Here is a 22547-nt window from a genome sequence, read left to right as displayed (position 1 = left end):
GGGGTTGTCAGCGGACCGGCGCCGCGGCGTCGGTCTCCGCCAAGCAAGGATCTTCGGGGTCGTCTGCGCTGACGCGCACCCGCGCCGGCCTGCCCAGGCTATCGGCCAGTTGGGCCGCCAGTTCGGGCGCCATGGCGCAGAGGCGTTCGCGCGAGCGCTCGTTGGCGCAGACGAAATCGGCCACGCAACGGCCTTCCTCTTCATAGACCGACACGCTGACGCCGGGCAGCACGTCGTCCTTCAATTCCACGCGGACCTGCCGCCGGCCGCCGCTGCCGTCGGCCACCAGCAACTGTTCGGCGGTCTCGCTCAAGGCCCGGGCCAGCGCCTGCGCGTGTGTGCTGGCCTGCGGCGCGGCGGCGGCCGCGCCGAACAGCGAGAACGGCGAAGGCGCGGACGCCGGCTCGGGAGCCGCCTCCGGCTCGCCCTGCGCCATGGCCTGTTCGAAGGCCTGGCGGTCGGCGTCGCTGGCCTGGCGTCCCGCGGCGTGGCCGTCGGAATTCGACAGCGTCCCGGTCCCCTGGGGAATGGCCGTTTCCAGCCCGATGCGTCGGTCCATGCTCATGCGGGTTCGAACTCCTCGTGCTGCTCCCAGTCTTCGCGGTCGCGCGAAACCGAGGCGGCCTCTTCCATTTCGAGGTCTTCCTTCTGCTCCAGCGCCTTCAGGTGCTCGTCCAGGTGGATGCGCGCCAGTTCCACGAACTTGCCCGTCAGCCGCGCGGCCTGCCGGTGCTGCTGGCGGCTGGCCGCGAGCGCCTGGTTTTCCTCTTCCAGGCGGCGCTCGGCGGTCTCCACCGCCTGTTCGCGCTGGCGCTCGCCTTCGCGCAGCCCGGCCACGTCCTGCAGGACGGTCTCGATCTCGCGCACGCGGACCACGCGGCTGCACAGGTCGCTGTACAGCGCCCGCTCGCGCCGGACGGCCTCGTCCCGATACGACGCCAGCGCCGCCTCGGAATCGCGCCTGACCGCGTCGGCCTCGGCATGGCGCAGGCGCTGGCGCGACACCGCGATCTCGGCCTGGCCTTCGCGAAAGCGCTTGATGGCCAGCAGTTCGTCGAACACGCTCATTGCGCCCCCACGATTTCGGTCATGCGCGCCAGGGCCTCGGGCAGGGTCGCGCGTTCGTCGGTGCGCTGGCGCAGGAAGGTATTGATCGCGCCGATCTTGTCGATGGCCTCGTCGGTGACGGCGTCGCCGCCCCGCTTGTATTCGCCGATCTTCACCAGCAGCTCCACTTCCTGGTACTTGGCCATCAGTTCGCGCAAGCGGCCCGCGGCCCGCTTGTGCTCGGGCGTGATCACCGCGTTCATCACGCGGCTGGCGGAGGCCAGCACGTCGATGGCCGGATAGTGGTTGGCCGCGCCAAGCTTGCGCGACAGCACGATGTGGCCGTCCAGGATCGACCGGGTCTCGTCGGCGATGGGCTCGGTCATGTCGTCGCCCTCCACCAGCACGGTATAGAGCGCCGTGATCGATCCGTGCTCGTTCATGCCCGCGCGCTCCATCAGCTTGGGCAGGGTCGCGAAGACCGACGGCGGATAGCCGCGGCGCGTGGGCGGCTCGCCGGCGGCCAGGCCGATCTCGCGCTGGGCGCGCGCGAAGCGGGTCACGGAATCCATCAGGAACAGCACGCGCTTGCCCTGGTCGCGGAAATACTCGGCGATGGCGGTGGCCACGTACGCCGCCTTGGCGCGCTCCATCGAGGACTTGTCGCTGGTGGCGCACACGATGACGCTCTTGCGCCGGCCTTCGCGGCCCAGTTCGTGCTCCAGGAACTCGCGCACCTCGCGGCCCCGTTCGCCGATCAGCGCCACCACGGTGACGTCCACGTCGGCGCCCTTGACCAGCATGCCCATCAGGGTGGACTTGCCGCCGCCCGCGGCCGCGAAGATGCCCATGCGCTGGCCTTCGCCGCAAGTCAGCACGCCGTCCAGCGCCCGCACGCCCAGTTCCAGCGGGTCGGCGATGATGCGGCGCTTCAGGGGGTCGGGCGCTTCGGCGAACACGGGATAGAACTTGCTGGCTTCCAGCGGGCCGAGTTCCGCCTCGTCCAGCGGGCGGCCCAGGCCGTCCAGCACCCGCCCCAGCAGGCCGGGACCGACCGGCACCATGTGCGCGCGGCCAGTGGGGATGACTTCGGTGGCGGAGGAGATGCCGTACATGTCGCCGATCGGCGTGAGCAGCGCCGCGTCGCGCGCAAAGCCCACCACCTCGCCCTTCATCTCGAAATCCTCGCCGGGATTGCGCAGGATGCAGACCTCTCCCACTTTCACCGTCGGCACCACGGCCTTGATGATGGTGCCGATCACCTGCGTGACCCGCCCCTTGATGCGCAGGGTCGGCGTGTCCTGGAGCGCCAGCTCCATCATCTCGGCAATGTAGTCGAACTGTCGCACGGCTGGCCTGTCCATCCTAGACCCGGCTGCCCAGCGTGCGCTGGAATGCCTGGCGCAGCGCCTGGATCTGGCCCTCGAGGCTGGCCTCGACCATGCCGATCTCGCTTTCCAGGATGCAGGCGCCGCGCGCCAGCCGGCCGTCGGCCAGGATGTCCAGGTAGCCCACGCCGGGATAGGCCGCCAGCAGGTCGTTGATCTGCTCCCGCACCATATCCACTTCGGCCGGGTTCAGCCGCAGGGTCATCTGCTTCTGGTTGCGCACGACGGCCAGGGCGTTGCGCACCACCACCATCACTTTCTCGCGGTCGTCGAAGCCGTCCACGACCTTGCGCACCGCCGCCATCACCAGTTCCACCATCTCGTTCTCGACGCCGGCGAAGTACTCGACCGTGCGGCCGACGGTCTCTATCATTTTCTCGGCCTGGTCCAACAGCGCCGACTCGCGCCCCTCCTCGTAGCCGCGCCGGCTCTCCTGCTCGTACGCCGCCTGCGCGCCGCCGACGATGGCGTCGGCCTGGGCCCGCGCCTGGGCCAGCAGTTCTTGCGCGCCGGCCCAGGCCGCGCGGTCGGCGGCCCGCAGCACGCGCGCCGCGGGGTCGATGCGGCCGACCGAGGCGTCGCCGGCCGGGTCGCGGGGCGTCAGCGGATCGCGGGGAATGAGGAATGCCATGTGGGATCCGTGTTCTTCAGTATCGACAGGCCGAGCGACAGGGCGTCGGCGGCAGGCAGGGGGGAATCCTGGGCCGGCAGCTCAGGCAGTTTCAGTTCGGCGCGCAGCAGCAGTTCGGGGCCCGCGCCGCTCAACGCGGCGCGCAGCGCGCCCCGGCCCAGCGCGTCGACCGCGGCGGCGGCCTGCTCGGCCGGCCATGCCGCGCTCTCGGCGATGCCGGCATGCAGTCCGGCGGCCGTGCGGCGCGCAAAGTCCATCAGGTCGGCACCCAGGCCGCCGATCAGCAGCCGCACCTCGTCGCCCGCGATGGCGCGGCGCAGGCGCGGACCGCAAAGCACGGCGCCCAGGCGCCGCGCGCACTGCGCCAGGGCGTCCGGCGCCAGGAGCGCCAGGGCCAGTTCGGGCCGGCCGGCGTCCGTCACCGGCCGCTCCAGCAGGCCCAGCCCCCGCAGGATGTCCCGCGACCAGTGGCGATGCCAGGCCGCGGCCAAGGCCGGCGCGCCCGCCATCGCCTCGAGGGCGGCGGCCGGCGCGAAAGCCGCATGGCGGCTGGGATGCAGGGTGCGGCTGGGCAACTGGTTGAACTCAACCAGCCGCCGTCCCAGCGCGCTTGCCGCCGGTTCCATGATCAACGGACCTCGCCCGCGGGCTCTCGGCGCTCGGCCTTGGCGCGCACCGGCGCGCCGTAGCGCCAGAGCAGCCAGCCGACCGCGCCGGCCAGCGCCACCACCAGCAAAGCCAAGGCCACCAGCCAGGCGGTCAGCACGCCCGACGACCCGTCCGCCACCTCGATGCCCAGCACCTGGCGCATGGCGCCGCCCGCCGGCTGGCCGGCTGCCGGCTGCGCCGACACCAGCGCGATCGACACGCGGTCCTCGGTCAGGCCCGGAATCGCGTGGGTGACCAGCTTGCGGATCTGCGGCTGCAGGGCATCCAGGTTGTAGCCGGCCTGATGCTTGATGAACACCGCGGCCGTCGACGGCGTGGTGTTCTCGCCCACCCCGCCGCGCTCCGGCAGCACCACGTGCACGCGGGCCGCCAGCACGCCGTCCATCTGCGACAGCGTGTTGGTCAGTTCCTGCGACAGCGCGTAGATATATCGAGCCCGCTCTTCCAGGGGCGAGGACACCAGGCCTTCCTTGCGGAATATCTGCCCCATGCCGTCGAAGCGTTCGCGCGGCAGCCCACGCGCGCGCAGGATGTCCAGCGCGCGCGCCACCTGCTGGCCGTCCACCGACACGGCCACGCCGGTCTTGGTGACGGCCTTCTGCGCCGAGATGCCGGCGTCGAGCAGCACCGACAGCACCTCGTTGGCCTCGCTCTCATTCGCGGCCGAGAACAGCTCCACCCGCGAACCGCAGGCGGCCAGGGCCAGCGTCAGGCCGATGGCCAGCAGCCGCAAGGCCGACACGCCCCGCTTCCTGGCCGCGGTAAAAAAGGACAAACCGGAAACGTCCCGCATCACGACATCCTGACCAGCGAATCGATGTTCTGCGTGGTGCGCGATACCGCCTTGCCCACCATTTCATACTGCACCGATACCTGCAGCAGGTCCGCCTGCAGGCGCATCATGTCGGCCACCGAAGGCTGCGAGGAAATGGCGTCCATCCGGCTCGATATGCCTTGCCACTTCTCCGAGTATTCCGTGGTGGTGCTGCGCAGGCTGGCCAGGATCTGGTTGCCCAGGGTCTGCGGCGCGGCGTCCACCGGTGCCGCGAAGGCCGATTGCAGCGCCGACTGCAAGCCCGTCAGGGAGGGCGCCCCGGCTTCGGGCGCGCTCATGACGGCGTTGAAGCGTTCGGTGGCCAGTTGCGCGGGCGGCGTTGGCGGCGTGGACAAGATGGGCGGCAAAGCGGCCGAAAGCGCGGCGATTTCCATGTACGCTAACTCCAAAGTCGATGATCACAAGCAGCCGCGGCGCGCATCATGCGTCCTCCTGCGGCAGGCCCAGCAACGCGCGCGCCAGGCGCGCGCCTTCTCCGTCGCCGCGCGCCACCGCTTCCAGCAGGCGCGCGCTTTCCTGGCTGCGGCCGGCCAACTGCAGCGCAAAGCCGCGCCACGCGTCCAGCAGCGGCCTTTCGGCGGGATCGGCCAGCACGGCGCTCTCCAGCAGGCGCACGGCATCCGGCGCGCGGCCGGCGTTCAGCCAGGCCACGGCCAGGCCGATCGCCGGATACGCCTGGCCGGGCCGCAGGCGCCGCAGCGCGGAAAAAATGGTTTCGGCGCGGGCGGCGTCGCCCGCGCCGGCGGCCAGGAAGCCGACTTCCGCCAGCAGCCTGGCGTCGTCCGCCAGAAGCACAACAGCCGTCTCCATGGAGACGGCTTGAGCCACAGCGGCTTGGGCCACTGCGGGCGTGTGGGGGGTAAGGGCGCTATCGTCCATGTTTCATGTCGCGGCCTCCCGCGCAGACAATTGCAGCAGCGCCTCGGCCCGCGCGCGCACGTCCTCCGGCGTGCCGGGCGTGCGCAGCAGTTCCAGCGTGCGGCGCGCCTGGTCGAGTTGCTGGGCCGCAAGCTGGCATTCGGCGACCCTCAGGGCCGTGTGCCACGAATCCGGATACAGGGTGAGCACCAGCGAATAGATCGTGATGGCCTCCTCGGTCCGGCCCAGCATCTGCAGGCATACGCCCAGCCCCACCAGGTAGTGCTTGCGGGTCGGGCCATACTGCGCCAGGAAGGCGAACACCGGCAGCGCCTGCGCGTACTGCTCCTGCGCGGCATGCGCGTATGCCAGCGCGTACACCACCTCCAGTTGCTCGGGCGTCAGGCGCCCATTGGACGGCAGGCCTTCCAGCCCGCGGTAGAGCGCCTCGCCAAACTCGTCCCGTTGAATTGCGCTATCGGCCATTTCCTTTCCTTGTTGCATTGTCGTGCGGGGCGGGCGTCAGACGGCCATCCGCTTGCCCATGTTCGCGGTGATCTGCGACATGCTGTCGGCGGCGCCGTTGATCATCTGCGACACCATGCGCAGGCCCTCTTCCATCTGCTGGATCACCTTGGTGATCTCTTCCTGGGCTTCTTCCATCTTGGCCTGGAGCTTGCGCGTGGCGGCTTCCATTTCCTTCTTGTCCGCCTGGATGTTCTCGGCCTCGCTCTTGGTCTTGGCGACCGAGATCTTGACCGCGCCCTGCGCTATCTGCGTCATGCCCTGCGTGGCCTGGCCGACGGCCGCCAGCACGCGCGACGCGGTGCTGACCGCGCTGGTGCCGCCCGAGGCGGCGATGGTCACGGCGCCCACCGCGACGGCCGCCACGATGCCAAAGGCCAGGGTCAGGGCCATGGTGGTCTTCTGGTCCGCGCCCGCCAGTTCGGCGATGCCGCCGGCCAGGCCGCCCAACAGGCCCGGCTCGATCATCAGCAGGGCGGGCGACGCCAGCCCCACCACCCCGGCGACCACTTTGCCGATGCGCTGCGCGGTTTCCTCGTCGACGCCGCAGGCCTGCAGGAACTTGCTGGCGACGGTGGTCATGAGGTTGCTCAGGCTGATCTCGGGCCCGCCGCACTCCTTGGATATCTGGTCCGCCAGCGCGATGGTCGAGCCGATCAGGCCCATCACCGCCAGGGCCAGCAGCGGCGCGGCCGCGCCCCCGGTGACCACGGACCCCGCCGACAGCGCGACCACGGCGATGGCCGAAAACACCACCGCGGCGATCTTGCCGATCCAGCCGAAGATCTTGCCCAGGACGCCCTTGCTGGCGGCTTCCTCGCATTTCTTCACGTAGTCCTGGATCTTCTGCAACTGCGCCTCGTTGTTCTTCTCCATCTTGGTCCGCGCGGTGGCCAGGTTTTCCTTGGCGCTGGAGATCTGCGCGGCATCCGACTTGGACCGGATGCTGCGCAACAGGTCGATCATGTCGTTGGCGGAGAAAGATTGCACCGGCGGCTCCAGCGTGGGCGCGCCGTTGCCATTGAAGATGCCGTCGGTGCGGCCCGCTCCCGCGCCCTTGGCGTCCGGCAGCGACCCCGCCATGCTCATGAAGGTATCGAGCAGTTCGCGGACCTTGGCGGTCGCCTGCGCGGCCTGGGCCGCCGACGCGCCGGCGTCGCCCGGCAGGCTGGCGCCCGGCGGCAGCGCCGGGCTACCGATGTTGGGAGAAATGGAATTCATGTGGGGATCTCCTGGCGTCCGCCGGCTCAGATGTTGCGGGCGATGCCGCGGTTCGTTTCCATCCGCGACTGCTCGATGGCCGACAGCTTGTCGCGCACGTCGCGGATCACGTCCATCATCTGCTGCGCCATTTCGCTGGCCTGCTGCATGCCGGATTCGTGCACCTTGGCCTGCGCCTCCATCTCGGAACGCTTGGCGTCGTGCTCGGCGGCCTTGCGCTCCTGCGCGGCATTCACCATGGTGCCGATGCCGCTGGCCACGCCGGAGACGCCCGCCCCCTTGTCGGAATAGCTCTTGGCCAGGCTTTCGGAGCCGCCCGCGTTCAGCACGCTGCCCTGCTTGAAGCCCGCCCCCACTTGCGCCAGGCCGCCCGCGATCTGGAAGGCGCCCTGCGTCATGGCGCCGATCATGCGTTCCTGCGCGGCCTTGCGCATCTCGTCCGCGGCGCCCTTGAGGGTGTCGACCTGAGCCTGCAGCTCGTTGGCGCGCACTTCCCGCGCCGACGAGCGCATCGTCTGCGCCAACTGCTGGAACAGCATCATGAAGGCATAGATGTCGGTCTGCAATTCCTGCTCGCCCAGGCCCGACAGCGCGCCCAGCGTGGCGCCGACGTCGGCGCCGGACCGCCCTTCCGGCGTCTGCAGCGGACCGGTGCCGCCCGCCTGGCCCAGCGTGCCCAGCATTTTCTGCATGAACGCGTCGTTCTCGGACGCGATCTCCTGGAAGCTGTTCTGCGCAGCCTTGATGACGTCGGGAGACGTGCTCTTGACCAGGTCTTCGAGGTTGGACGGCAGGTTCGCGCCGCCCGCGCCTACGGAATTGATGTTCATGGAATGGCTCCAGTATCTTGGCCGCGCGCCCGTGGCGCCCGGCAGGGTTCAGGCCTGCGGTCCCGCCAGGGCGTCGCGCAGGACCCTCGCCCGCGCCGCCACGGTAGCGTGCTTGTCCTCGCCTTCGCACATCGCGGCGACGGTATCCAGCGCCTCGATGGCTTCGTCGCGGCGTCCCAGTTCGACCAGCGATTCGGCGCTGTAGTACAGCGGCGCCGGATCCAGCGGATCGGCCGCGATGGCCGGCAGGTACTGGCGCAAGGCGTCTTCGTGCCGGCCCAGCATGCGGCTGGCGGCCGCCAGCGCCAGCCCGTAGCGAGGCTGCGTGTGGTCGTAGGTGACCAGCGCCGAGAACACCTTGAACGACTCGCTGTAGCGCTGCTGCTCGTACAGGGCATGGCCCAGCGAGTACATCGCCTCCAGCTCCGCCGGCGCCAGCCCCAGCACGTCGCCGAGCTTGCCGCCCGCGCGTATGTAGCTGGCCAGCCCGCCGGTGGCCTCTTCCATGGCGGCCTCGAGGTTGCGCGCCAGGACGGCGTTCTCTTCCGGGGTCAGACTCATGTCGCTCTCCTAGTTCCGGGGCGGCGCCCGCCTCACACCATGGGACGCATTTTCTTCATGCCGCCGGCGGCCGCCGGCGCGGCGAAGCTCTGGCGGGCCAGTTCCTGCGCCACCTCGTTCTCCACCGCCTCCAGATCCTGGCGGAACAGCGCCTCGGCCTCTTCGCGCTCCTTCGGTCCCAGGCGCTCGGCGCTCACGGCGCGCACCTTGTCCGGGTTCAGGCCCTGGTCCCGGTAGAACTCGTCGGCCCGCTCCAGGGCGCGGCGCGCGTCGTCCAGCGCGCGCTCGGCGTCGGCGTGGATCTGTTCGGGGGTCTTCTTCTGGCTCATGTCGGTCTTCCGGATTCGGGATGGATGGGTGATTCGGTCAACGCATGTTGCCGATGATGGACGAGCGGCTGTCCTGCATCTTCTTGATGAAGTTCGTCATCACGTCGAAGGCCTCGTTGCGCTTGTTGGTCATGCCTTGCAGGCGGGTCATGTCCATCTGCTGGGTGTTCGACAGCGCGTCCACCTTGTTCTTGATGGCCTGGATGGCGGTCTCGATGCTGCCCTTGGTGACGTCGCTGACGCCGCCGTTCACCTTCAACTGGTACTTGTCGGTGTTGAGGTCCATGCCGGCCTCGCCCATGGCCGTCCACATCGCGTCGCGCATCTGGTTGTAGCGGTTGTCGTTTTCCGTTCCGGCCTTGTTCCAGTCGGGAATGCCGCCGTCCTTCATCTTGGTGGCGCCGTCCTTGCCGGACTTGAACAGGCCCGCCAGCGCGTTCAGGCTGTTCATGGCGTCGTTCAGCTTGGCGATCTCGGTATTGCGCTTCTGCACTTCATTGATCTGGTTCTGCAATTGCGCGTCCAGCAGCTTGACGCGCTCGCCCTGCACCATCATGAGGGCGGTCTCCAGATCCATGGTGGACAGGTCGATCTGGCCGATGCTGCCGGCGCCGTTGGCGCCGCCGACTGGGTTGCTCATTGTTCGTTCTCCAAGGGTGGCGCGCTGCCGCGCATCCGGGGCGCCGCACCGGGGTCCGGATCTTCCCGGCCCCGCATACAGCATAAGTAACGGCACGGGGCCGGAAGTTCCACGCCGCGCCAAGGCGGCGCGGCCCGCCGCGTCAACGCATGTTGCCGATGATGCTGGACCGGCTGTCCTGCATCTTCTTGAGGAAATTCGTCATTACGTCGAAGGCTTCGTTGCGCTTGCCGGTCATGCCCTGCAACCGCAGCATTTCCATTTGCTGCGTATTGCCCAGCGCGTCCACCTGGTTCTTCATGGACGCCATTTCGGTCTTGTTGGCCTCGACCGTGGCGGCGTTCTGCTTGATGCTCTCTTCCAGCGCCGCCACCTTGTCGTCGATCTCCTTCTGCCAGCCGGCCACCACCTTCCCCTTGGCGTCCATGGTGCCGTTGCCGTCCACGTCGCGCGGCGCGTCCGCGCCCGTGGGGATGGTCAGGCCGGAAGCCTTGATCTGGTCCAGCGTGGAGTGGGACAGCGCCTTGTCGTCGCCCTGCCCCCAGGACAGCCCGTACCAGCCGTCGGGATTCGGGCATTCGCTGGCCTGCAGCCGCGATTGCAGGTCGCGCAGTTCGGCGATCTGGTTCTGCATGGAGAGGCTGGCCTCGTCCAGCTTGTTGTTCTCCGCCGACTTGGCGGTGATCGAGTCGTTCAGGCCGGCCATTTCGGCATTGCGGGCGTTGACCGAATCGAGCTGCTGGCGCAAGGCGTCCTCCAGCAACTGGGCGCGCTGGTTCTGCACCGCCATCAGCGCGGTCTCCAGGTCCATCGAGCTCAGGTCCAGGCCCGATACGCCGCCGACTCCCGCTCCGGAAACTGTGGACATCTTCTTCTCCTCTTGCGGCGCGCCCGTTGGGCTTGGCGCCTCGCTGATTAAGGGTTAACCCTTGAAATATTCGCGGATATCGGGATCGTCCGATCCCAATCCGCCGCCATGCCGTGTTCGTAACCGCCGCCTCGCCTTGGTTCCATCGGACCGGCATGGAACTTTCCCGCTCCCGCCGTTACTACCACTGACTACGCGCGGCCTGTACCGGCCGCCTGACACGCCCTATGAACCGTATCGAAGCAGGCCTTCCTTCCTCCGCTTTCTCCTCGATGACCTCGCAGGCCGACGTCCAGCATGGGCAGCCGCAGGCCGGCACGATGCTGGGCCAGGCCGCCGTCGCGGTCGACGGCGAGTTCTCCCTGGCCGATTCGGCCGAAGAACTCAGCCTGCACATGGCCGAGAAAACGGAAGACAAGCACCACGCGGAACGCAAGATGCGCGGCGACGCGCCCTTGCAGACGATCAGCACGGAAGCCATCCTGGCCTACCTGGCCGAGGCCCACGACGCCGACGCGCAGGAAAAACTGATCGAGCTGGCCCGCCACCTGCTGGCCGGCAAGGCCGATCCCCGCCAGGCGGCCGGCCAGGCCTTCGGCGACGTGTCGCAGCAGTATCTGGCCCTGCAGTACGCGCTGCGCCAGGGCGAACGCGAAGGCGCGCCCGAAGAGGTGCTGGACGCGCTGCGCGAAGCGCTGGCCGACCTGGAACTGGAAAGCGGCCCGCAGATCCGCGCCGGCATGAACACCATCGGCGCCGCCTCGGCCTATGCCGGGGACGCCCGGGGCGTGGCGGATTTCCAGCGCACCTACCGCGACGTGGTGCTGGGCGAATCCGGCCTGGCCAAGACCCTCGCCCTGGCCCTGGAACGCTTCGGCGGCCAGGACATCGGCCGCGGGCTGCGGCAGTTGATCCAGGCGCTGGGCCAGGACCTGGCCGCCGCGCGCCCCTCCGCCAGCCCCGACCGGCTGCAGGCCCTGATGCAGGACCTGTACCAGTTGGGCACCGCCGTCACCGTCCTGGAAGGCTGCGCGGAACTGGCGGAAAAAATGGGCCGGGAACATGGCGCCGCGGTTTCGTCGGAACGGCTGATGCAGGACCTGGTCAACGTCAGCAATGAAAAATGGGTCTCCGAATCGCGCTTCTCCAGCCTGGCCGGCACGCATGGCGTGTCCACCGTGGAAGGCCGGATCGCGTTCCTGAGCGGCGTGCGCGCCGTGCTCAAGGATCTCCCGATCTCCGTCTACGCCGACTCGGACACCCGGCAATCCGTCCTGAACGCCGCCCAACTGGCGCTGGACGCCGCCATCGACGAGGAATACGAATGAACAGCCTGGACCAGGCGTTGAGCGCCTTCGGCGAAGACATCGGCATGCCCGGCCTGGCGCTGGGCGCCCGCGGCAACGTGGCGCTGCAACTGGAATCCGGCCGCCGCGTGGCGATCGAGCCCTCGGATGAAGAGGTGCTGGTCTACGTCTCGGACCCCGCCCCCTACGACGCTCCCGAGCGCCTGCTGCAAGCCTGGCGCCGCGCCCACTATTCCCGGCTGGACGGCTGGCCGGTACAGGCGGCGCTGCGCGAGCAGGACGGCGTGCCGCGGCTCCTGGCGGCGACCCGCCTGGCCGCCGCCGACGCCAGCGCGCACAAACTGAAGCAGGCCGTCGACTACCTGTCGCGCTGGCTGGACGCCGCGCGCGACGACTGACCACGGCACACGGAGAACCATCATGTCCGACATGCGCATCAACGGCCTGGCCTTCGACCGGGGCATCGACAGCATTTCCTACGCCAGCCGCGACGCCGGCGGCCAGCACCTGCCCGAGCGCCAGGAACTGGCCCCTCCCGCCGACGGCGTGCGCGCGCAGTTGGCCCAGTTGCTGGACAAGCCCACCGCCGCCCGCTATCTGGACGACAGCCTGCGCCCCCCGCTGGCCAATCGCGACCTGCTGATGCCCGCCAAGTTCCAGCAGGCCCTGCAATCCGCGCTGGACGGCCTGGGCGCCGCCGCCGAGCAATCCCAGAACCAGGACGATGCCCGCGCCCTGAACCGCGCGCTGCGCCTGCTCAAGGACGAAGCGGGCCTGCGCGAACTGGTCACCATGTACCGCAGCGCGCTGTACCAAGGATGAACGCCCGATGCCGCTGAAACACGAGGCCCGCGAGCTGCTCAGCCTGCTGGCGTACATCTACCTCGAAAACAACCGGCCCGAGAAGACGGCCGTCCTGCTCAACGCCCTGCGCGCGCTGGGCCTGGCCGGCCAGCGCGAACTGGCCGCCCTGGCGCTGGCGCAGTTGCGCGCCGGCAAGCCCGAGACCGCGCTGTCGACGCTGGACGCCCTGGCCATGCAGGGCGGCGCCGGCGCGCCGTTCCACCTGATCCGCTCGCAGACCCTGCTGGCGCTGGAGCGCCGGGAAGAGGCCGCCGCCGCGATGCGCGCGTACGTCGCCTCGCGGCCCGCGGCAAGCGCCGCGCCCACTGAGACAGAAACGACTTGAGCCGCGCCATGCAAGCCCTTAACCGCGTCGTCGCCGCCGCCACCAGCCGCAACGATATCGTCCTGGCGGTCCTGATCGTCTCGATCATCTTCATGATGATCCTTCCGCTGCCGACGGCGCTCGTCGACGTACTGATCGGCACCAACATGACGCTGTCGGCCATCCTGCTGATGGTCGCCATGTACCTGCCGTCGCCGCTGGCGTTCTCGTCGTTCCCGTCCGTGCTGCTGGTGACGACGCTGTTCCGCCTGGGCATTTCCATCGCCACCACGCGCCTGATCCTGCTGCAGGGCGACGCGGGGCACATCATCGAGACCTTCGGCAATTTCGTCGTGGGCGGCAACCTTATCGTGGGCCTGGTGGTCTTCCTGATCCTGACCATCGTGCAGTTCGTCGTGATCACCAAGGGCGCGGAGCGGGTGGCCGAAGTAGCCGCGCGCTTTTCGCTCGACGCCATGCCCGGCAAGCAGATGTCGATCGACGCCGACCTGCGCGCCGGCACCATCGACATGGACGAGGCCCGCAAGCGCCGCTCCGTCGTCGAAAAAGAAAGCCAGCTATACGGCGCCATGGACGGCGCCATGAAGTTCGTCAAGGGCGACGCCATCGCGGGGCTGATCATCGTGGCGGTGAACCTGCTGGGCGGCATCCTCATCGGCACCATGCAGCGCAACCTCACCGCCGGCGAAGCGGTGCAGATCTATTCCATCCTGACCATCGGCGACGGCCTCATCGCGCAGATTCCCGCGCTTTTCATCGCCATCTGCGCGGGCATCATCGTGACGCGGGTGCAGACCGGCGACGGCCCGTCCAACGTGGGCAAGGACATCGGCGCGCAGGTGCTGGCCCAGCCGCGCGCGCTGCTGATCGCCGCCGCCATCGCCGTGGGCATGGGCCTGATCCCGGGCATGCCCACCCTGACCTTCCTCGCGCTGGCCGCGGTGGTGGGCACCGTCGGCTTCGTGCTGCTGCGCGGCACGCGCAAGGTGGTAGACGAAAAGACGGGCGAGATCACCGAAATCCCCGCGCTGGCGGCCGACGGCCAGAAGCCGGCGGCCAAGCCGCGCACCGACGGCAGCGCCGAGTTCGCGCCCACCCTGCCGCTGATGATCGACGTCGCCGCGCATTTGCAGCGCAGTTTCGACGCCGACGAACTGAACGACGAACTGCTCAAGATCCGCCGCGCCCTGTACTTCGACCTGGGCGTGCCGTTCCCCGGCATCCAGCTACGTTTCAACGACGCGCTGCCGCAGGACACCTACAACATCCTGCTATCCGAAGTACCGGTGTCGCAAGGCAGGCTGCGGCCCGGGGCGGTGCTGGTGCGCGACACCGAACAGAACCTGCAGGCGCTGCAGGTTCCCTACGAAACCGACAAGCGCTTCCTGCCCAACATCCCGACCATCTGGGTCGGCGCCGAGCTTGCGCCCACGCTGTCGGCCGCCGGGATTCCCTACCTGGATCCCCACCAGGTGCTGACCTGGCACCTGGCCTTCGTGCTGAAGAAATACTCGTCCGACTTCATCGGCATCCAGGAAACGCGCTTCCTGCTGACCGCCATGGAAGACCGCTTCCCCGACCTGGTGAAAGAGGCGCTGCGCGTGATGCCGGTGCAGAAGATCGCCGAGATCATGCAGCGCCTGGTGTCCGAGGACATCTCGGTGCGCAATCTGCGCGCGGTGCTGGAAGCGCTGATCGAATGGGGCCAGAAGGAAAAGGATTCGGTGCTGCTGACCGAATACGTGCGGGTCTCGCTGAAACGCCACATCAGCTACAAGTACTCCAGCGGCCAGAACATCCTGCCGGCCTACCTGCTGGCGCCGAACGTGGAAGAGACCGTGCGCGGCGCAATCCGCCAGACCTCGGCGGGCAGCTACCTGGCGCTGGATCCGAACGCCTCGAAAAAGCTGGTCGACAACATCAAGCGCGCGACCGGCGACCTCAACGCCACCGCGCAGAAGCCGGTGTTGCTGACTTCGATGGACATCCGCCGCTACCTGCGCAAGATGATCGAGCAGGACCTCTACGAACTGCCGGTGCTGTCCTACCAGGAGCTGACGCAGGAAATCAACGTGCAGCCGCTGGCGCGGGTGGATCTATGAACGCGACGCGCAACGGAGCCGCGCCATGAGCGAAGCGCTGGAACTGCGCGTCCTGAGCGGCTTGCACCGCGACGCGCGCTGCCTGGTGGAAGACGGCGCGGCGCTGGGCGCCGATCCGGCCTGCGACGTCGTGCTGGCCGACGAAGGCCTGGGTCCGCGCGCCGCGCAGGTGCGCATTGGCGCCGAGGGCTGGGACCTTGCGCTCGGCGACGGCGCGCCGGACGCGCCGCCCGGCACGCCGTTCAACCGCCCGGTCCCGCTGGGCCCGGTCTGGATCACCGTGGCGCGCCGCGGCGACCCGTGGCCCCGGCTTCCCGAATCCGGCCCCACGGCGCCGGCCAAGGCCGCCCCGCCGGAGCCGGAGACGCCCCCGCCCCCCGCGGCGCCCGCCAGCGCCGCGCCGGTGTCCGCCGCCGAGGAAGACAGCCAACTGGAACGCCGGCTGCCGCTGCCGCCCGCGCCCGGCCGGCGCCGCAAGCGCGACTCCTGGCCGATGGCGTTGGGGCTCGGCGCCGTGGCCCTGACGATCATCGTGGCCATCGCGCTGGCGCTGATCCCGCCGTCGACCGCCAAGCGCGCGCCCACGCCCGACCCGCGCCTGGCCGCCGCCGAGAAATCGGTGGGCCAGATCTCCGCCGTGTTCGAGCGCATGGGGCTGGCCTCGCGGCTGCACGTGTCCCTGTCGCGCGACGGCACGGTCACCGTATCCGGCTGGGTCCGCAACGCGGCCGAGCAGGACGCCGTCGCGGCGGCCCTGTCGCAGATCTGGCCCATGCCGGCCATGCGCATCAGCAACGAGGACGAAACCGTGCGCACCGCGCGCGCCGCGCTGCGCGCGTTCAACGTCAAGTACGAGCCGCAGTACCAGGGCGACGGCCGCCTCAACGTCGCCGGCATCGCCAGCAGCGCACGCGAGCGCGCCTCGGCCCTGGACGCCCTGCGCGCGCAGTTGCCGGGTATGACGGTGCTGGGCAACGACATCAAGCTGACGCAGCAGCTCAGCGACACCTTCTCGAGCCAACTGGTCGACGAGGGCCTGTCGGGCGTCACCCTGGCCTGGAAGGCGGACTACCTGGACATTTCCCCCGGGGCGCTGGACGACGATCAGATGCAGCGCCTGCAGGCGCTGGTGGCGGACTTCAACAAGACCCACCTGGACGTGGCCCGGGTGGCGGCCGCCAGCGCGGCCGCGCCGGCCGACAGCGTGCCCTTCACGATACGCAGCGTGGTCGGCGGATCGCAGCCGTTCATCGTGCTGGAAGACGGCAGCAAGCTGCTGGTGGGAGGAATCTACCGCAAGTACCGGCTCGTCGCCGTGGAGAACACCCGCATCATTTTCGAGGGGCCGCGCAACGCCATCGTGACGCGCTGACCGCGCCGCCCATCCATCCGCCATCCGATCCGCCCATGAACGCACCGATCACACTGACCGAACTCGAAGAACGCCTGGCCGCCCCCGGCGGCGCGGCGTTGCGCGCATCGCTTTCCGAGCGCCTCGGCGCGCTGGAGGCATCCACGCGCGCGCAACTGGAAGCCGGCCTGGCGCCGGCCGCGTTCCAGAACTGCCGGGCCCTGGCGGATGCCGCCCGGGCCGCCCAGGAAGTGCTTGCGGCAAGCTCTCAGCCTTCCCTTCCCGACGCCGGCGCCGCCAGGCCGCCGCTACCCTTCAACCCCCTGTCCCGCTAAGGAGACGCACCATGGCACTCAATGGCCTTACCGGCTCGTCCGGCCTGAGCTTCAATTCCATCAACAACTCGATCTACGACAGCATCCGCACGCAGGAATCCAACCTGCAGACGACCCTGTCCAATATGGGCAGCAATGCGGACGGCAGCGTCTCGCAGGCGCAGATGCTGCAAATGCAGCAGCAGATCCAGCAGTGGACGATGATGATCGACATCCAGAGCACCATCACCAAGCAGATCGCGGATTCGCTCAAGGGCGTGATCCAGAAGTCCAGCTAGGCGGGTCTCGCGGACGGGGCGGGCTCGATGGCCCGCCTACACCGACTGCATCATGAAGGCGGGATTGCGCCGCAGCGCATCGACGTCGGGTTCGGCGCGCGCGCAGCGTTTTTCCCAGGCCTCGGCCTGGTTCAGCAAGGCGTCGATCGCGGCCATGAGGTTGTCCGCGCGGCAATCCGCGCGCGCCACGCCAAGCTGCAGGTGCATGCGTCCGTCCGGCGCCGCGCAGGCGACGACGCCGCCGCCCGCCTGCATGAAGTTCGCCTGCGCCGCCAGCAGCGCCTGCGCGCCGTCCATCTTGCCGCCCACCGCGCACGACAGCAGGATCTGGGCGCGCGCGCCGTGTTCCACGATCTGCACCAGATGCCGGCCGTCGAACGCCAACTGGCACAGGCCGCCCTCGGACGGAGCCAGCGCGGGAATGCCCAGCGTCTGGCCGAGTTCGGAAAGTATCCGGGCGAAGAAGGGATCTGACACGGTAGGCAGCGGGCCTTGCCAGGCGCCGCGAAATACCGGCGGCCTGGATGCCGAAGAGATGGACGAGCCGCTCATCTTACCTTCGTTCCCCCCATCCCCCAAGCCCCGCGGCGCGGGCGGATCAAAGGGGGATGACGGCCCGGGCCCGGCATACCGCGCCCAGCCGATCGGGGTCGTCCTCGCGCTCGCGCCATAGCCGCAGCAGCCTGTCCGCGCCGGTGCTGCGGGTATCGACGGCATACCTGGCATAGTCCAGCCAGTGGCGTTCGCCGTCGGCCAGCCCGCCCTCGGCGACCGCCAGCGTGTCGCGCGCCAGGGCCCATACCGCGTCGTGATCCAGGGCATGCCGCATCGCCTCGGCCCGCAAGTCGCGCAAGCGCAGCCAGCCCCATTCGCGCAGCAGCGCTTCGGCCTCGCCCAGGTTGCGCATCAGCCCCAGTTGCAGGGCCGAGGGCGCCATCACGGTGGTGGCCGCCACGGCCCTGCCGGCCTCTTCGACCAGTTGCGCGTCGGCAAAGCCCGCGCCGGGCGCGCGCCCTTCGATGTAGCCGGCCGCGCCCAGCCGCAGGTACAGATCCTCGATGCCGCCCGGCCGCTGCCAGGCGGCGCGCAGCTCGTCCAGCGCGGGCGCCTCCGCCAGCCGGTAGCGCCAACGCGCATCCAGGAAATGCGCGAACTGCGAATACTCGAAGTGCCCGCCCTGCGGCACGATCGTCACCTGGCCGCCGGTGTCCGTGCGCAGGCCGGGCCAGCCATCGGAAGCCAGGAACTGCGACAGCGAGGGCCCGCCCTGCAAATACACCCCCACCGCCGACTTGTAGCCGTCCTCGGCCGCCAGGGGCAGGCAGCGGCTGGCGGTGCCCGGGCCGAACATCCAGCGGAAATAGTCCCCCAGGTCCGCGAAAGGACGTTCCGGCAGGCGCTGCAGGCGGTGGTCGCCGGCATAGCGCGAATAGCGGAACATGCGATCCCAGACAGTCAGCCGGTTCTCCTTGAAACCCGTCACGCGGCCGTTTTCCAGCGGGCTGTTGGCGAACAGCGCCACGCTGGCCGGCGCCAGGCCCAGCACCACGTTCAACGCGCGCGCCGCCTGCCGCACGTCCACCGACGTGCAGGGGCTGTTCTGCGCCTTCGCGTCGATGCCCACGCGGTGCAGCCATTCACGATGCCCGACCAGCTCGCGGTAGATGGGCCGCGGCACCTGCACCCGCGCGTACCAGCCGGGGTCCAGCGTGCAGGCAGGATGTTCCGAGACGTTCAGCACGGTGGCGCCCTCGGCCTCCAGCGCCAGTTGCGCGTCCTCGAGTTCCCGCCTGGCGCGGCGGGCCAGTTCGGCCAGGCCGCCCTCGGCGGCGGCGACCGGCGCGAACGCGGTCTCCAGCAGGTTGAAGCCGTTGTCCAGCCCGCTCTCGCCGGCCGCCACCGCCAGGCCCACGTCGCGGCCGTCGATGCGCGCCATGTCCGGCGCTTCGCCGCGGCCCGCCTTGATCCGCGCCAGCCTGGCGAAATAGCCGTCCACGGGATGGCTGGCGCCATCGTCGCGGCGCGCCACCGCCATCTCCATCTCCAGCCCCAGCGTCTGGCCCGCCGGGGCGCTCATCGGCCCGCCCCGGGGCGGCGGATGGCGCGGCGGAAAAAGAAACGGGCGCGGGCGGCGGACATGGCGGGCTCTTTCGTAAAACACGGTCGTGCCAGCTTAGTAACGCGAACGGCATCCGCGTTCCCGCCCCGCGGTCAGCCCGGGCCGGGCAGCGCCTGGAACCGTTGCGCCAGGATCTCCACGAACGCCTCGGTCACTGTCGATGGCGCGGTCTGCGCGGGATAGGCCATGCGCACGCGGATCGGCAGGCGCGGCGTGAACGGCCGTATCGCCAGGCGGTCCGCGAAGACCGCGGCGATGTAGGGATTGACGATGCCCATGCCGTCGCCCGCGGCCGCCAGCGCGCAGATCGTCGACGAATAGGTCGTCTCGATCTCGGACGCCGGCAGCACCCGGTGCGCCTGCATCGCGCCGCGCAGTTGCAGGTAAACGTCGTCGTCCGCATTCAGCACCAGCAGCCTGCGCTCGTTCAGGTCCAGGATGTCGATGGACGGCAGCGCGGCCAGGGGGTGGTCCGGCCGCAGCACGCAGACCGCCTCGCTTTCGTGCAGGTCGTGCAGATCCAGCAACGCGCCGTCCAGCGGCGCCGCCGTCACCACCACGTCGTAGGTGCCATGCAACAGCCCCTCGCGCAGGTACTGGCTGCCCATCGTCTGCATGTTGATGTGGACGTCGGGATAGCGTTGCGCGAACGCCTCGACCGCGCCGGGCAGCACGCCCAGGCCCAGCGCTGGCGTGCAGGCCAGCCGCAGCACGCCGCTGCCGCTGCGCCGCATGGCCGCCAGGCGGTCCTCGATGCGCTCCAGTCCGACGAAGTGGCGCTTGACCGTATCGAACAGATCCTTGGCCTCCCGCGTGGGCCGCAGCCGCCCGCGCTCCATGTCGAACAGCTTCAGCCCGCTGGCCTGCTGCACCTGCCCCAGCAGGCGGCTGATGGAAGGCTGCGTGGTGCGCAGCATCTGCGCCGCGCCGGTGGTGGTGCCCGCCAGCATGACCGCATGGAAGGCTTCGATCTGGCGGAAATTCAACGGTCGGCTCATGGCATCGCAGGGTATTGCAAATGTGCATAGCCTATGCCGAAAAAAGAATTTTTCCAAATACATACCGACTCCTACACTGGATTCTCCAGGGCGCCGCCAGATGCGCCCGCGACAAACCCAACCTTCCAGGGGAAGCCACATGAATCCACGCCGTTCCTGGCGCAACATCCTGCAAACGCTGTGCCTGGCCGCCGCCGGCGCCGCGCTGCCCATCGCCGCCCACGCGCAGGCCAACTACCCCGACCGTCCGGTGCGCATCATCGTCCCGTTCACGGCGGGCGGCAGCTCCGACATCCAGGGCCGCCTGCTGGCCGAACACCTGGGCAAGCTGTACGGCCAGTCCGTGGTCGTGGAAAACCGTCCCGGCGCGGGCGGGCACATCGGCGGGAAGTTCGTCGCGGACTCCGGTCCGGACGGCTACACGCTGCTGCTCGGCTCCATCGGCCTGCACGCCACCTATGGCGTCTACAAGAGCCTCAACTACCAGCCCGCGCAAGACCTGAAGCTCATCACCGTCGTGGCCGAGATGCCGCACGTGGTCGTGGCCAATCCGGCGCTGGAAGCCAATACCCTGGCCGAACTGACCGCGCTGGCCAAGGCCAGGCCGGACACGCTGCATTTCGGATCGGCGGGCGTGGGCTCTTCGGTGCACATGGTCGGCGAGCTCTACAAAATGGCCGCGCAGGCGCCCATCGTGCACATTCCGTACCGCGGAAGCTCCGCCGCCACCAACGACCTGCTGGGCGGCCAGATCCAGTTGCTCTTCGAGAACGTGCCCACCACCATCGGCTACATCGAAGCCAAGAAGCTGAAGGCGCTGGCCATCACCGGCGCGGTCCGCTCGCCCGCCCTGCCCGGCGTGCCCACCGCCGCCGAGGCCGGGTTGCCCGGCCTGACCGTCACGTCATGGACGACGCTGGCGGCCGGCAAGGACGTGCCCGACGCCCTGATCGAGAAGATCAGCGCCGATCTGCGCCGCGTCTACGCCGACCCGGCATTCCGCGCCGGCCTCGAACGCCTGGGCATGACGCCCGTGGGCAACAGCCCGGCCGAGGCGCGCGAATTCGTCGAACGCGAGCGCGCCCGCTGGAACAAAGTCATCGAAACCGAACACATCACCGCGGGCTGACCGCGCGCTCCTTATCCATGAACCGCATGCTTGCCACGTCCATCGCCTGCCGCCGCCTGGGCGCCGCGCCCCATCATCATTTCTTCGGCTACTACAACAAGACCGTCTGGCACCGCGACGGCCGCTACCTGCTGGCCAACCGCACGCCCTTCAAGGACGCTCGCCTCACGCCGGACCTGGCCGCCGAAGTGGGGTATTTCGACCTGCGCGACGGCGACCGCTACCATGCCGTCGGCAGCACCACGGCCTGGAACTGGCAGATGGGCTGTCAGTTGCAATGGCTGGACGGCCTGGCCGAACCGCAGATGATCTACAACTGCCGCAGCGACGACGCCAGCGGCGTCTACCCCGGATTCCGCTCGGCCATCCACAACATCGCCACCGGCCGGACGCGCATCCTGCCGCTGCCCATCTACGTGGCGGCGCCCGACAGCCGCTACGCGCTGTGCGTGGACTACCGCCGTCTCTACATCACGCACCAGACCATCGGCTACAGCGAACACGCGCCCGGCCCCGTCGCCAACGCGCCCGCCGACGACGGCATCCGCCGGCTCGACCTGGACAGCGGCGAACATCGCCTGCTGGTCAGCTATGCGGACCTGCGCAATTTCCACCCGCGCGGCTCGATGGAGCGCGCCATCCATTGGGTCAGCCATATCGAGGTCAACCCGTCGTCCACCCGCATCCTGTTCCTGCACCGCTGGACCGAACGCGTGGAGGACGAGACCTGCTTCCTGCATCGCCTGATCACCATGAACGCCGACGGCGGCGACATGCGCCTGCTGGAATGCTCCGACCATCCCCTGCCGCAACTGGCGGACGATTTCGATCCGGACGCGGTCGGCACCTTCGACTACGAGAAATCCGAATACCAGATCTCGCACCCGCTGTGGCGCGACGACCGTTCGATCATCGTGTGGGGACCGCATGCCGGCAGCATCCACTATCACCTGTACGAAGACGCGCCCGGCGGCAGCGTGCAGGTGGTGGGCGACGGCGTGCTGACCGAGAACGGCCACATGACGTTCTCGCCCGTGAACCCGCGCTGGCTGCTGAGCGACACCTATCCGGACGCCCGCACGCACGAGCGCGTGCTGTTCCTCTACGACATGCGGACCGGCGAACGCCACGCGCTGGGCAGCTTCTACGCCGACCCCGCGCTGTCCAAGGAAAACCGCTGCGACCTGCATCCCCGGTGGAGCCGGGACGGCACCCAGGTCTGCATCGATTCCGTGCACGAAGGCGAACGCCAGATGTACCTGCTCGACGTGGCGCCGATCGTGGGCTGAACGGCGCGCCACGCCCCGCTTCCGCAGGGAAAGTCCCGGCGGCCCCGG

At 69.2% G+C, this 22547-nt stretch carries 28 protein-coding genes; 10 read left to right on the top strand and 18 right to left on the bottom strand.

What is annotated here, in order from left to right; all coding sequences use genetic code 11:
• Nucleotides 1-7 precede the first annotated feature (7 nt).
• From WHX56_RS08460 to WHX56_RS08390, 15 genes are all read right to left on the bottom strand, one after another.
• Nucleotides 8-565, bottom strand: coding sequence for a hypothetical protein (locus WHX56_RS08460; RefSeq protein WP_338880978.1), 558 nt, complete (start codon nt 563-565; stop codon nt 8-10).
• On the bottom strand, nt 562-1068 hold the full coding sequence (locus tag WHX56_RS08455; protein ID WP_338880977.1) for a type III secretion protein: 507 nt from the start codon (nt 1066-1068) through the stop codon (nt 562-564). The genes WHX56_RS08460 and WHX56_RS08455 overlap by 4 nt, the downstream gene beginning before the upstream one ends.
• Entirely contained in the window at nt 1065-2396 is a 1332-nt protein-coding gene (sctN, locus tag WHX56_RS08450; RefSeq protein ID WP_129242370.1) for a type III secretion system ATPase SctN, read from the bottom strand. The genes WHX56_RS08455 and sctN overlap by 4 nt, the downstream gene beginning before the upstream one ends.
• 16 nt (nt 2397-2412) lie before the next feature.
• The gene (locus tag WHX56_RS08445; protein WP_129242369.1) at nt 2413-3066 is read right to left on the bottom strand and encodes an HrpE/YscL family type III secretion apparatus protein; all 654 of its coding nucleotides are present in this window, start codon (nt 3064-3066) and stop codon (nt 2413-2415) included.
• On the bottom strand, nt 3036-3692 hold the full coding sequence (locus WHX56_RS08440; protein WP_129242368.1) for a SctK family type III secretion system sorting platform protein: 657 nt from the start codon (nt 3690-3692) through the stop codon (nt 3036-3038). The genes WHX56_RS08445 and WHX56_RS08440 overlap by 31 nt, the downstream gene beginning before the upstream one ends.
• Before the next feature lie 2 nt (nt 3693-3694).
• Entirely contained in the window at nt 3695-4528 is an 834-nt protein-coding gene (sctJ, locus tag WHX56_RS08435) for a type III secretion system inner membrane ring lipoprotein SctJ (protein ID WP_287756160.1), read from the bottom strand.
• Nucleotides 4528-4944 (bottom strand): type III secretion system inner rod subunit SctI, encoded by a 417-nt coding sequence (gene sctI / locus WHX56_RS08430; RefSeq protein ID WP_287756159.1) that lies wholly within the window; start codon nt 4942-4944, stop codon nt 4528-4530. Before sctI ends, sctJ begins: the two co-directional genes overlap by 1 nt.
• Before the next feature lie 46 nt (nt 4945-4990).
• Complete coding sequence (locus WHX56_RS08425; RefSeq protein WP_279636202.1) at nt 4991-5380, bottom strand: tetratricopeptide repeat protein; 390 nt, start codon at nt 5378-5380, stop codon at nt 4991-4993.
• Between the two features lie 72 nt (nt 5381-5452).
• Nucleotides 5453-5914, bottom strand: a complete 462-nt coding sequence (locus WHX56_RS08420; protein ID WP_129242364.1) for a tetratricopeptide repeat protein — start codon at nt 5912-5914, stop codon at nt 5453-5455.
• A gap of 36 nt (nt 5915-5950) precedes the next feature.
• Nucleotides 5951-7174, bottom strand: coding sequence for a type III secretion system translocon subunit SctE (sctE, locus tag WHX56_RS08415; protein ID WP_129242363.1), 1224 nt, complete (start codon nt 7172-7174; stop codon nt 5951-5953).
• Between the two features lie 26 nt (nt 7175-7200).
• The gene (gene sctB / locus WHX56_RS08410) at nt 7201-8004 is read right to left on the bottom strand and encodes a type III secretion system translocon subunit SctB (protein WP_129242362.1); all 804 of its coding nucleotides are present in this window, start codon (nt 8002-8004) and stop codon (nt 7201-7203) included.
• Between the two features lie 48 nt (nt 8005-8052).
• Nucleotides 8053-8565, bottom strand: coding sequence for a SycD/LcrH family type III secretion system chaperone (locus tag WHX56_RS08405; RefSeq protein WP_129242361.1), 513 nt, complete (start codon nt 8563-8565; stop codon nt 8053-8055).
• 32 nt (nt 8566-8597) lie between these two features.
• Nucleotides 8598-8894: a hypothetical protein gene (locus WHX56_RS08400; RefSeq protein WP_129242360.1), complete on the bottom strand. Its 297-nt coding sequence runs from the start codon at nt 8892-8894 to the stop codon at nt 8598-8600.
• A 37-nt stretch (nt 8895-8931) separates the two neighbouring features.
• Nucleotides 8932-9534, bottom strand: a complete 603-nt coding sequence (locus WHX56_RS08395) for a hypothetical protein (RefSeq protein WP_129242359.1) — start codon at nt 9532-9534, stop codon at nt 8932-8934.
• Nucleotides 9535-9676: 142 nt separating this feature from the next.
• Nucleotides 9677-10402, bottom strand: coding sequence for a hypothetical protein (locus WHX56_RS08390; RefSeq protein ID WP_338880976.1), 726 nt, complete (start codon nt 10400-10402; stop codon nt 9677-9679).
• A 227-nt stretch (nt 10403-10629) separates the two neighbouring features.
• On the opposite strand from WHX56_RS08390, the gene sctW reads away from it, so the two are divergent.
• The 8 genes from sctW to WHX56_RS08350 are packed head-to-tail and all read left to right on the top strand — an operon-like array spanning nt 10630 to nt 16964.
• A complete protein-coding gene (gene sctW / locus WHX56_RS08385; RefSeq protein ID WP_338880975.1) occupies nt 10630-11730 on the top strand; it encodes a type III secretion system gatekeeper subunit SctW in 1101 nt (366 codons plus the stop codon).
• Nucleotides 11727-12107, top strand: coding sequence for a hypothetical protein (locus tag WHX56_RS08380; RefSeq protein ID WP_129242356.1), 381 nt, complete (start codon nt 11727-11729; stop codon nt 12105-12107). Before sctW ends, WHX56_RS08380 begins: the two co-directional genes overlap by 4 nt.
• Nucleotides 12108-12129: 22 nt before the next feature.
• Nucleotides 12130-12531, top strand: coding sequence for a hypothetical protein (locus WHX56_RS08375; protein ID WP_129242355.1), 402 nt, complete (start codon nt 12130-12132; stop codon nt 12529-12531).
• Nucleotides 12532-12538: 7 nt separating this feature from the next.
• Nucleotides 12539-12898: a hypothetical protein gene (locus WHX56_RS08370; RefSeq protein ID WP_129242354.1), complete on the top strand. Its 360-nt coding sequence runs from the start codon at nt 12539-12541 to the stop codon at nt 12896-12898.
• 8 nt (nt 12899-12906) lie between these two features.
• Nucleotides 12907-15000 carry a type III secretion system export apparatus subunit SctV gene (gene sctV, locus WHX56_RS08365; RefSeq protein ID WP_129242353.1) on the top strand — a complete coding sequence of 698 codons (2094 nt, stop codon included), beginning with the start codon at nt 12907-12909 and terminating at the stop codon, nt 14998-15000.
• Nucleotides 15001-15025: 25 nt separating this feature from the next.
• Nucleotides 15026-16372, top strand: coding sequence for a type III secretion system inner membrane ring subunit SctD (sctD, locus tag WHX56_RS08360; RefSeq protein WP_338880974.1), 1347 nt, complete (start codon nt 15026-15028; stop codon nt 16370-16372).
• Nucleotides 16373-16407: 35 nt separating this feature from the next.
• The gene (locus WHX56_RS08355) at nt 16408-16686 is read left to right on the top strand and encodes an EscE/YscE/SsaE family type III secretion system needle protein co-chaperone (RefSeq protein ID WP_338880973.1); all 279 of its coding nucleotides are present in this window, start codon (nt 16408-16410) and stop codon (nt 16684-16686) included.
• An 11-nt stretch (nt 16687-16697) separates the two neighbouring features.
• Nucleotides 16698-16964, top strand: a complete 267-nt coding sequence (locus WHX56_RS08350; RefSeq protein ID WP_129242350.1) for an EscF/YscF/HrpA family type III secretion system needle major subunit — start codon at nt 16698-16700, stop codon at nt 16962-16964.
• Nucleotides 16965-17000: 36 nt separating this feature from the next.
• Here the strand turns inward: WHX56_RS08350 and WHX56_RS08345 are convergent, their stop codons facing one another.
• The 3 genes from WHX56_RS08345 to WHX56_RS08335 all read right to left on the bottom strand — a co-directional run bounded on the left by WHX56_RS08345 (nt 17001) and on the right by WHX56_RS08335 (nt 20081).
• Nucleotides 17001-17441, bottom strand: a complete 441-nt coding sequence (locus tag WHX56_RS08345; RefSeq protein ID WP_244235096.1) for a CesT family type III secretion system chaperone — start codon at nt 17439-17441, stop codon at nt 17001-17003.
• Between the two features lie 121 nt (nt 17442-17562).
• Nucleotides 17563-19041, bottom strand: a complete 1479-nt coding sequence (locus WHX56_RS08340; protein WP_338880972.1) for a glutamate-cysteine ligase family protein — start codon at nt 19039-19041, stop codon at nt 17563-17565.
• Nucleotides 19042-19175: 134 nt separating this feature from the next.
• A complete protein-coding gene (locus WHX56_RS08335) occupies nt 19176-20081 on the bottom strand; it encodes a LysR substrate-binding domain-containing protein (RefSeq protein ID WP_129242348.1) in 906 nt (301 codons plus the stop codon).
• A 139-nt stretch (nt 20082-20220) separates the two neighbouring features.
• On the opposite strand from WHX56_RS08335, the gene WHX56_RS08330 reads away from it, so the two are divergent.
• Nucleotides 20221-21210, top strand: a complete 990-nt coding sequence (locus WHX56_RS08330) for a Bug family tripartite tricarboxylate transporter substrate binding protein (protein WP_129242347.1) — start codon at nt 20221-20223, stop codon at nt 21208-21210.
• A gap of 17 nt (nt 21211-21227) precedes the next feature.
• Nucleotides 21228-22499, top strand: coding sequence for a hypothetical protein (locus tag WHX56_RS08325; RefSeq protein ID WP_338880971.1), 1272 nt, complete (start codon nt 21228-21230; stop codon nt 22497-22499).
• Nucleotides 22500-22547: the final 48 nt, after the last annotated feature.

The sequence above is a fragment of the Achromobacter veterisilvae genome (assembly GCF_037619525.1).
Lineage (GTDB): Bacteria > Pseudomonadota > Gammaproteobacteria > Burkholderiales > Burkholderiaceae_B > Achromobacter > Achromobacter veterisilvae.
The sequence above is the reverse complement of the archived record's forward strand: the minus strand, read 5'-3'. Positions and strand labels throughout refer to the sequence as shown.